Source organism: Sphaerisporangium siamense, assembly GCF_014205275.1.
Lineage (GTDB): Bacteria > Actinomycetota > Actinomycetes > Streptosporangiales > Streptosporangiaceae > Sphaerisporangium > Sphaerisporangium siamense.
This window is the reverse complement of sequence record NZ_JACHND010000001.1, coordinates 1,078,206-1,087,393: the sequence shown is the minus strand read 5'-3', so window position 1 is coordinate 1,087,393 and position 9,188 is coordinate 1,078,206. Positions and strand designations below refer to the sequence as shown.

Below are 9,188 nucleotides of genomic sequence, written 5' to 3'. Positions count from 1 at the left end.
GCAGCACCTGCCCATGCACGTGATGGACGAGACGTTGTTCGCGCTGTTGGAAGGGTACGGATGGCTGCCCGCCCGGATGCGCCGCGCCGCCGGGAGCGGCGTGGCGCGCACGCGGCTGGCGGGACGGCGGACGGTGGCCCTGCGCGGACCTGAGGCCGCGCGGTTCTTCTACGACGAACGCCACATACGCCGGGACGGGGCCCTGCCCGGCCTGGTCAAGAGCACGCTCACCGGCCACGGCGCGGTGCACACCCTGGACGGCGCGGCGCATCGCGCGCGCAAGGCGCTGTTCCTGGCGCTGCTCACCGACGACGGCGTGGCTCGTCTGGTGGATCACGTGACGACCGCGTGGGACGACGCCGTGGACTCCTGGAGTCCCCACGAGCCGGTCGTGCTGTTCGACGAGACGGCGGCCGTCCTCACGCGGGCCGTCTGCGCGTGGTCCGGCGTGCCGCTGGACGAGGCGGAGGTCCCGGCGGTGGCCGCCGACCTGGTCGCGATGGTGGACGGCTTCGCGACCCCGGGTCCGCGGCACTGGCGGGCACGCTCGGCGCGCCGGCGGCGTGAGGCGTGGCTGGCCCGTCTCATCGAGGACGTGCGCGGCGGCGCGGCGCGGGCGGCGCCGGGGTCGGCCGTCGAGGCCGTCGCCCGCCACCAGGACGCCGACGGCCGGACGATCGACGCCCGGGTGGCCGCGGTGGAGCTGCTCAACGTGCTGCGTCCGACCGTGGCCGTCTGCTGGTGGCTGACCTTCGCCGCCCACGCCCTGCACCGCAGGCCGCACCACCGTGCGCCTCTTCGCGAGGAGGCCGGGTACGCCGAGATGTTCGTCCAGGAGGTCCGGCGCTTCTACCCCTTCGCCCCGTTCGTCGGCGGCCTCGCGGTCAGGGACCTGGACTTCGGCGGGGAGCCGATCCGCGCCGGCTCGCTGGTGCTGCTCGACATCTACGGGCAGCACCACGACCCGCTCCTGTGGAAGGACCCCTACGTCTTCGAGCCGCGCCGGTTCGCCGACGGTCCGCCCGGCCCGTTCGACCTCATCCCGCAGGGCGGCGGCGACCCCGCCACGGGCCACCGGTGTCCGGGCGACGATCTGGCCGTCGCCCTGACGCGGGCCCTGGCCCGGCGCCTGGCCGGCCTCCGGTACGACGTCCCCCGGCAGAACCTCACGATCTCCCTGCGGCGTATCCCGGCCCGCCCGGCGAGCGGCTTCGTCCTGACGCCCGCGGCGGACGGCGACCTCTAGCCTTCGCCGCCGACGCCTCCGCTACGGGTGCCCGGCTCTGCTCCATGATCCTCCGCTGCTCGGTTCGCCGTGCCGAAACCCCAGGTCACAGGCTTGCGAGTCGCGCGGGACCGGCCGTTTGGCCGCCGGGAGCGGGGTATGGGAGCCGGTAGTCAGCCAGAAAGCACCAGCACCAGGAGGCAACGGCCATGCAGCGCGAAGACGCGGGCAACGGACAGGCCCAGGGTTTCTCCCCGGCGCACGAGCCGAGGTCGCCGGAGGGCATCGGCGCCCGCGAGGTCGGCGAACGCAGCGAGCTGGCCACGTGGATCAGCGGGACCCACGCCTTTCCCGCCGACCGTGACGAACTGGTGGAGCGCGCCCGCCAGGAGCAGGCGCCCGACGGCGTCCTGTCGGCGCTGCGCGCCCTGCCCGACCGCCGTTTCGAGAACCTGGAGGAGGTCGCGGAACAGCTCGGCCTGGGCGGCGGCTTCCACGCCTGACCTGCCCGGAGAGCACGACGCCGGTCCGGTGGGCCACGCACCTGGCTCACCGGTCCGGATTCCGCGTGGGAGAGCACCGGAGCGGCGGCCGCTTCACGCCGCCCCGGGCCGGGCTCAGGCCCGGGTGGGCTCCTCGTAGCCCTCGTCGTCTCCGTAGACGTCCCGGTCGGGGTCGGTGCGCGGCTGCCCGGCCGGGTCGGTCGGGGACGGGGCGGACTCCTCGGCGAAGTCGGGCTCGTCGTGCTGGTCCTCCTGCCCCGCGCGGCGGTCGGCCAAGGGCACGTTCTCGTCGTCGGGGCGCGTGTTCTCCGGCATTCTGCCTCCTTCTCGCCCGGCGGTGAGCCGGTCGGCCGGGCCGTCCCGGCGCGGAACGGTGTGCGCTGACCCGGGTGGCGGACGCGGTGGACGGCCGCCGGGGTCAGACGGTGTTCATGAGTTCAGAACGAGGACCAGGCCGCGCGGGGACGCGTCGTCGTCCCGCAGGCGGGACACCTGGTCGATCTCGGTTCGCTCCACGATGTAAGCCCTATCCCGAACGCACTCATGCATGCGGGCAGACAGCGGCTTTTCGCCCGGTGCCGGTTCCTGGGGCCTGGTCGCGCTCGCGGCAAGGCCGAGGAGTACCGCCGCTGGGCCACCACCCTCAACCAGGGCGCGTAGCCGCCACCCCGCCGGGGTTCCCGGCACCACCGTCCGGCGGGTGGGCACGACCCAGGGCCATCCGTGCCGCGAGCAGTTCGCACAGTTCCTCCAGCAGCGCCGCCTCCGCCAGCGTGAACGGCGCCCGCGCGGTCGTCCGGACGGCGGTGAGGGCGCCGGACGCGCCCAGCGGCGCGCACACCACGGACCTCGCCTTCAGGGCGACGGCGAGCGGGGCGCCCGCCTCGTCGTACCCCAGCAGGCCGAGATCCTCCAGATGCGCGACGACCCGCGTCCGTCCCGCGGCGTGCACCTGGCGCGCCAGTTCGCCGGTCCGCCGAAGCGGACCCTCGGCCGACTCGGGGACGGGGCCGAGCGACACCTCGCGCCGCCACGTCCCGCCGGTGACCAGGTCGATCGCCAGCCAGTCGGAGAACCCGTCGAGCAGGGCCCGCCCCGCCGACCGCGTCGTCACGCCCGGGTCCAGCAGCAGGCGGGCGAAGGACAGGACGAGATCCTCCCGGCCCACCCGCTCGCGCGTGTCCTGTGCCGTCTCCTGCGGGCCTGGCCGGACCTGTCCCGGCCCGGCGTACGGCTCGGGGACGCCGATCAGGATGTGGGGCGTGCTCGCGGGCAGGTCCAGGCGGGTGAGCAGAAGCGTGACGTCCGCGGGCGGCAGGCGGCGCCGTACCAGGCGGCTGCGCGTCACCCGCGTGCCGCCCCGGCGGGCCACCGCGGCGAGCATCGAGCGCAACGGCGCGCGGAACGCCAGATCGACGAAGACAGGGAAGGGACGCCCGGAGGCGTAGGACGGCGAGATGCCGAGGAGGCGCAGGGCGGCGGTGTTCGCACGCTTGATCACCGCGTCCTCACCGCCGATGACCAGCGCCGGCGTGGCCGCGTCCATGAACGCGGCCCGGAAGAGCTGCTTCTCGTGATCGGTGGCGCTCTTGTCGGCGGCGAGGCGGTCCGTCCGGCGCCGCATCTCCTCGTGCCGGACCGTCAGCTCCTCGGCGGCGAGGTCGAGTTCGAGGAGGGCCGCCTCGGCGAGCTGCGCGCTCGCCGCCGGGTCACCGGTCCAGGACCCGCGGAGGTCGTCCAGCCGCCGATGGAAGCTCAGCAGCCTCTCCTCGAACCCCTCGGCCCCCGACCATTCGGTCATCCTCTCTCCCCCCACCGCCCCGGGAACGGTCCCGCCTGACTCCGGACTGGCGTCCTTCCCCGTGGGTACTCGGGCATTCGTCACCACATCCGGCGAAAGGTCTTGATGGCAGCGGCCTCGATCAGATTTCCGTACGACACCCCGTCGCGGGCCTTGAGCGTTCTTGCCGACCAGGTCGCGATGGCGGCCGGGGTCTGCGGCGCGACCGTCGAGGCGCGCCGCGAACGGCGAGATCGCCTCCTCGTGGCCTCCCATCCGGATTTGGGGGAGCTCGCCGAACTGGAGCCGCGCCGCGGACCGGCCGGTCAGGTGGTGACCTCGGAGCGGCCCGTCCTGGTGGTCGACACCCGCCTCGACGACCGCTGGCCCGACTTCTGCCGCGCCGCCCTGCGCCGTGGCGTCCGGGCCTGCCTGGCCGCGGGAGGACGGACGGACGGGGTCGTCGCCGTGGTGACCGTGTACGAGGTGCGCCCCGGCCGGCTCGGACCCGGGAGCGTCCCGCTGGTGTCGGCGTTCGCCGCGCAGGCCGCCCTGCTGGTGCGGTCCCTGGACGACGGCGAGCGCGGGCGGCGGAGGGCAGAACAGCTCCGCGAGACCATGGCGTCCCGCTGGCCGATCGAACAGGCCAAGGGAATGATCATGCAGGCGCTGCGCTGCGACGCCGAGACGGCGTTCGCGGAGCTGCGCCGGGCCTCGCAGAACTCGCATCTCAAACTTCGCGACGTCGCCCAGCACCTGATCGCCCGGCGGATCGGCGCACCCGCGACCTCCGAAGACGGCCCCGCCAAAGGTTAGAGGCCCGGCACAGGGGTACGGGACGGGCCCAGCACAACAGCGCGCTGACGATGCATCACGAATCTCCGGCATGGGAGTTCGATGAAACCGCGTCGCGGCGCCGACCTGGGCACGGGCGGCCCCTGTCACCGAGGTGACCGGTGGGGCCGGCCGGTGGACGTCCTCGGACGGCCTCGCGATCCCCGCGGACCGGCCGGGGGCCGTGTTCCCGCAGCCGAATGTCCGGTGTTTCCAGAGCACCGGACTCCCCGGCGTCCGTGGGGATCGTCGAGGCTCTCAAGCTTCTCCGGCCAGCGCGTCACACACGCCGTGCCGTACCCGGCACATGATCCCGCCATCTCCGTCGCCCCGCCTCGCCGCGTCTCCGTGGCGCCTTCCCCATCCGGCCACACCCCAAGGGAGAGCCAATGGCCACCACACGAGCACGAACAGATCGGTCAACCCTGCAGTGGGCCGCCTTCGCGTGCGGCGTGGTGTTCCTCCTCGTCGGTGTGCTCGGGTTCATCCCTGGCATCACGACCGACTACGACACGCTGCGGTTCGCGGGCCACCACTCCGACGCCATGCTGCTGGGCGTCTTCCAGGTCTCCGTCCTCCACAACATCGTCCACCTGGCCTTCGGCGTCGCGGGCGTCGTGCTGTCCCGGACGTGGGAGGGGGCCAGGAACTTCCTGATCGCCGGGGGGATCGTCTACGGGCTGCTGTGGATCTACGGACTGATCGTGGACCACGACAGCGACGCCAACCTCGTTCCCCTGAACACCCCCGACAACTGGCTCCACCTGGTCCTGGCCGTAGGGATGATCGGCCTCGGCCTGCTCCTGTCCCGCCGCCACCCGACACACCACTAGGAGCGTGCGTCCATGACCTTCAACCCTCTGCACGAGCGTGGGATCCCTCTCGACAAGCAGCTCCGCACGTGGCGCGAGCTGGACGTGACCCCGCTCGACCCCGACCACGCGGACCCCTACACCCGGTGCCGGATCATCGCGATGAACGGCATCGAGGTGGAGGCGATCCTCTTCAGCCACCAGCTCGCCCGGCACTGCCCGAGCGTGGAGCTCAAGCAGCAGCTCGCACGGGTGCGCTATATCGAGGCGCAGCAGCAGAAGGCGGTGAACTGGCTGCTGCCGGGGCTGGCGTCGGTGCTGGAGACCACGATCGCCTACGAGCAGGTGGCGGTGGACCTGACCGCGTGGGTGGCACGGATGGAACCCGACCCCTACCTCAAGCGGGCCTACCAGTTCGGCGTGCTGGAGGACTTCGACCATCTCTACCGGTACGCCAACCTGTACGAGATGATCGAGCACCGCAAGGCCGAGAAGATCGTCGACAACCTGACCGAGGTGATGCCCGGCAGGCCGACCTACCTGCACCACCGCGACCCGGTGGACAACGTCCGCGAACCGTACGACAAGGCGAGCGCGGCTCCCCTGTCGAAGCTGCACGCGTTGACGATCATGGCGGCCGAGCAGCAGACCATGAACTTCTACATGAACGTCGGCCCCACCTACATGGAGCCCATCGCCCGGCAGCTCTACCAGGAGATCGGCCTGATCGAGGAGGAGCACGTCACCCACTACGAGTCGCTGGTCGACCCGGGGGAGAGCTGGTGGGAGATGCTCCTCAACCACGAGTACAACGAGTGCTACCTGTACCACTCGTTCATGGAGACCGAGTCCGACCCCAAGGTGAAGGCCATCTGGGAGCTCCACCTCAACATGGAGATCGAACACCTGCGCCTGGCCGCCGAGCTGTTCAAGAAGCACGACGGCCGCGACCCCGAGCAGGTGCTCGCCCCCGAACTGCCCGCCCCGGTCACCTTCGAGCCCAACAAGGAGTACCTGCGGGAGCTGATCGCCACCCAGATCGACTTCACCACGCTCGGCACCGGCTACGTCCAGGACGCCCACGAACGCTTCGAGCGCATGCAGGAGGCGATCATGGGGGGCGAGCCCCTGCCGTCCGAGCAGGTCATCGCCGACAACCGCGCCAAGAGCGGCCAGGAGTACCGGCTGGAGACCGAAGGACCGCATCCGGTGGACGGGCTGCGCGCCGGCCGGTGACCCCGCGAGGAGCAGATCATGAGGGAAGATGACAAGGCCACCGAGCGGACGGACGACGGCGACGTCGTCGATCTGCTGCTGCGCCGGCACGCGTTGATCCGCGACCTGTTCGACGAGGTCGAGCGGGCGGGTGCCGAGGAGCGGCCCGGCGCGTTCCGGCGGCTGGTCCGCCTGCTCGCCGTGCACGAGACGGTGGAGGAGGAGATCGTCCACCCCTACGCGCGCCACGCGATCGACGGCGGTGACGAGGTCGTCGACGACCGCCTGGCCGAGGAGAACGAGGCCAAGCAGTTGCTGATGGACCTCGACAAGCACGGTCCTGGGGCGCCGGACTTCCTGGAGCGGCTCGCTCTGCTGCGCGGCGCGGTGACGGCGCACGCCCGCAGTGAGGAACGCTACGAGTTCACCCAGCTCCGCGCCAGGACCACGCCGGCCCAGCGCAGAGCTCTGGCCGCCGGTCTGAAGGCCGCCGAGGCGGTGGCCCCCACCCACCCCCATCCGGGCGTGGAGTCGGCCACGGAGAACCTCCTGCTGGGACCGCCGGTGGCGCTGATGGACCGCGTCCGTGACGCGATCCGCCGGACCACGGCCGAGCGGAACTGATCCGTGCGTTCGACCAGGCGAAGCGAGGGAATGCACGGCGGGCCATCCTCGGTTCGCCTGGCCGAACGCGACGACCTGCTCGTGTCGTCGGAATGACCGGGGCAGGCGGCCCGGCGACGTGTCACCGGGCCGGCGCGTGACGCGAACGTGGCGGGTCAGTCTCCTTTGCCGATGGTCTGGCGGATGACGTCGCGGACGCGGTCCATCATCGCCACCGGGGTGCCGACGAGGACGTTCTTGGTGGCCGTCTCGGTGCCGGGGTGGGGATGGGTCGGAGCCATCGCCTCGGCCGCCCGCACTCCCGCCGCCAGCGCTCGCCGTTCGGTCTCGCTGGTGTGGCCGCGGAGCTTGGTGAACTCGTAGCGCTCCTCGCTGCGGGCGTGCGTCTCCACGGCGACGCGCAGCAGCGCCAGGTTGTCCGCGAAGTCCGGCGCGTCGGGACCGGCCTGGTCCATCCGCATGAGCAGTTCCTTGGCCTCGTTCTCCTCGGCCAGGCGATCGTCCACGACGGCCTCGCCGCCGTCCAGCTTGCGGCGGGCATACGGGTGGACGATCTCCTCCTCGGCGGTCTCGTGGACGGCCAGCAGGCGCACGAGCCGGGTGAAGGCCTCCCCCCTCTCGGCGTCGGACGCCTGTTCGACCTCGTCGAACAGGTCTCTGATCATCCCGTGCTGGGCCACCAGCAGGTCGATGACGTCGTCCTCGCCCATCGTCTCCGGCTTGGTCCGCGTGTCCGTCATGTGATGCGTCTCCTCTCGTGCACGGCCCACGGCCTACCCGCGTTCTCCCAGCTCATCCCCTGCCTTACCAACTGCGCGCCATCTCCTGTGGTGACCGGGAGCATCGCTCGGCCGACCCTCGGGTACGTCCGCCGGGAGCAGGCCGTCACCGGCCCACCCAGCGTGGAAGGAGTTCGCGGATGGCCTTCAACCCGTTGCGGGAGCGTGGCATCCCGCTCGACAAGCAGGTGCGCAACTGGCGTGAGCTCGACGTCATGCCCATCGACCCGGACCACTCCGATCCGTACACCCGGTGCCGGATCATCACGATGAACGGCATCGAGGTCGAGGCGATCTTCTTCGGCCACCAACTGGCGCGGCACTGCCCGAGCGTGGAGCTCAAGCAGCAGCTCGCGCGGGTGCGGTACATCGAGGCGCAGCAGCAGAAGGCGGTGAACTGGCTGCTGCCGGGGCTGGCGTCGGTGCTGGAGACGACCATCGCCTACGAGCAGGTGGCGGTGGACCTGACCGCGTGGGTGGCGCGGATGGAGCCCGACCCCTACCTCAGGCAGGCGTACGAGTTCGGGGTGCTGGAGGACTTCGATCACCTGTACCGGTACGCCAACCTGTACGAGATGATCGAGCACCGCAAGGCCGAGAAGATCGTCGACGACCTGACCGAGGTCATGCCCGGACGGCCGACCTACCTGCACCACCGCGACCCCGTGGACAACGTCCGGGAGCCGTACGACAGGAACAGCGCGGCGCCGATCTCCAAGCTGCACGCGTTGACGATCATGGCGGCCGAGCAGCAGACCATGAACTTCTACATGAACGTCGGCCCCACCTACATGGAACCGATCGCCCGGCAGCTCTACCAGGAGATCGGGATGGTGGAGGAGGAGCACGTCACCCACTACGAGTCGCTGGTCGACCCGGGGGAGAGCTGGTGGGAGATGCTCCTCAACCACGAGTACAACGAGTGCTACCTGTACCACTCGTTCATGGAGACCGAGTCCGACCCCAAGGTGAAGAGCATCTGGGAACTGCACCTCAACATGGAGATCGAACACCTGCGCCTGGCCGCGGAACTGTTCAAGAAGCACGACGGCCGCGACCCCGAGCAGGTGCTCGCCCCCGAGCTGCCCGCCCCCGTGACCTTCGAGCCGAACAAGGGGTTCCTGCGCGACCTGCTCGCCACCCAGATCGACTACACCACGCTCGGCACCGGCTACGTCCAGGACGCCCACGAACGCTTCCAGCGCATGCAGGAAGCCGTCATGGGCGGCGAACGGCCGCCGTCCGAGCAGGTCATCGAGGACAACGTGCACAAGTCCGGTGAGGAGTACCGGCTGGAGACCGACGGCCCGCACCCCGTGCCGAGCCTCCGGCTCAACCGCTGACACAACACCACCGCACTCCATTCGGAGGATTCGGCCGGTTGTGGGGGTGAGCGCGCCTTCCTAGAGTCGGACC

10 protein-coding genes are annotated in these 9,188 nt (G+C 71.1%); 7 read left to right on the top strand and 3 right to left on the bottom strand.

The genetic code is table 11. The features are described from left to right. The first annotated feature begins 22 nt into the window (after positions 1–22). Both BJ982_RS05070 and BJ982_RS05065 read left to right on the top strand, forming a co-directional pair. Complete coding sequence (locus BJ982_RS05070; RefSeq protein WP_184877023.1) at positions 23–1,246, top strand: cytochrome P450; 1,224 nt, start codon at positions 23–25, stop codon at positions 1,244–1,246. 188 nt (positions 1,247–1,434) lie between these two features. After that, entirely contained in the window at positions 1,435–1,728 is a 294-nt protein-coding gene (locus tag BJ982_RS05065; RefSeq protein WP_184877021.1) for a DUF2795 domain-containing protein, read from the top strand. A 114-nt stretch (positions 1,729–1,842) separates the two neighbouring features. On the opposite strand, the gene BJ982_RS05060 is transcribed toward BJ982_RS05065, so the two are convergent. Then, entirely contained in the window at positions 1,843–2,043 is a 201-nt protein-coding gene (locus BJ982_RS05060; RefSeq protein ID WP_184877019.1) for a hypothetical protein, read from the bottom strand. A 328-nt stretch (positions 2,044–2,371) separates the two neighbouring features. Continuing rightward, complete coding sequence (locus BJ982_RS05055; protein ID WP_184877017.1) at positions 2,372–3,529, bottom strand: nitrogen regulation protein NR(II); 1,158 nt, start codon at positions 3,527–3,529, stop codon at positions 2,372–2,374. Positions 3,530–3,682: 153 nt separating this feature from the next. Between BJ982_RS05055 and BJ982_RS05050 the strand changes: the two genes are divergently transcribed. From BJ982_RS05050 to BJ982_RS05035, 4 genes are all read left to right on the top strand, one after another. Next, entirely contained in the window at positions 3,683–4,324 is a 642-nt protein-coding gene (locus BJ982_RS05050; RefSeq protein WP_184877015.1) for a GAF and ANTAR domain-containing protein, read from the top strand. 407 nt (positions 4,325–4,731) lie between these two features. Beyond that, positions 4,732–5,175, top strand: a complete 444-nt coding sequence (locus BJ982_RS05045; protein WP_184877013.1) for a DUF4383 domain-containing protein — start codon at positions 4,732–4,734, stop codon at positions 5,173–5,175. Between the two features lie 12 nt (positions 5,176–5,187). Further along, entirely contained in the window at positions 5,188–6,390 is a 1,203-nt protein-coding gene (locus tag BJ982_RS05040; protein WP_184877011.1) for a hypothetical protein, read from the top strand. Between the two features lie 18 nt (positions 6,391–6,408). After that, a complete protein-coding gene (locus tag BJ982_RS05035; protein ID WP_184877009.1) occupies positions 6,409–6,993 on the top strand; it encodes a hemerythrin domain-containing protein in 585 nt (194 codons plus the stop codon). Positions 6,994–7,148: 155 nt separating this feature from the next. Here BJ982_RS05035 and BJ982_RS05030 read toward each other — a convergent pair whose 3' ends face one another. Further along, positions 7,149–7,733 (bottom strand): hemerythrin domain-containing protein, encoded by a 585-nt coding sequence (locus BJ982_RS05030; RefSeq protein ID WP_239123279.1) that lies wholly within the window; start codon positions 7,731–7,733, stop codon positions 7,149–7,151. Positions 7,734–7,912: 179 nt separating this feature from the next. Between BJ982_RS05030 and BJ982_RS05025 the strand changes: the two genes are divergently transcribed. Further along, positions 7,913–9,115, top strand: coding sequence for a hypothetical protein (locus tag BJ982_RS05025; protein WP_184877007.1), 1,203 nt, complete (start codon positions 7,913–7,915; stop codon positions 9,113–9,115). The last annotated feature ends 73 nt before the right edge of the window (positions 9,116–9,188 follow it).

Bases quoted from the DNA above. Each gene is read 5' to 3' on its own strand.
- BJ982_RS05065 (WP_184877021.1), top strand. From the start codon at position 1,435: ATGCAGCGCGAAGACGCGGGCAACGGACAGGCCCAGGGTTTCTCCCCG.
- BJ982_RS05045 (WP_184877013.1), top strand. From the start codon at position 4,732: ATGGCCACCACACGAGCACGAACAGATCGGTCAACCCTGCAGTGGGCC.
- BJ982_RS05070 (WP_184877023.1), top strand. From the start codon at position 23: ATGGACGAGACGTTGTTCGCGCTGTTGGAAGGGTACGGATGGCTGCCC.
- BJ982_RS05035 (WP_184877009.1), top strand. From the start codon at position 6,409: ATGAGGGAAGATGACAAGGCCACCGAGCGGACGGACGACGGCGACGTC.
- BJ982_RS05025 (WP_184877007.1), top strand. From the start codon at position 7,913: ATGGCCTTCAACCCGTTGCGGGAGCGTGGCATCCCGCTCGACAAGCAG.
- BJ982_RS05060 (WP_184877019.1), bottom strand. From the start codon at position 2,043: ATGCCGGAGAACACGCGCCCCGACGACGAGAACGTGCCCTTGGCCGAC.
- BJ982_RS05055 (WP_184877017.1), bottom strand. From the start codon at position 3,529: ATGACCGAATGGTCGGGGGCCGAGGGGTTCGAGGAGAGGCTGCTGAGC.
- BJ982_RS05040 (WP_184877011.1), top strand. From the start codon at position 5,188: ATGACCTTCAACCCTCTGCACGAGCGTGGGATCCCTCTCGACAAGCAG.
- BJ982_RS05030 (WP_239123279.1), bottom strand. From the start codon at position 7,733: ATGACGGACACGCGGACCAAGCCGGAGACGATGGGCGAGGACGACGTC.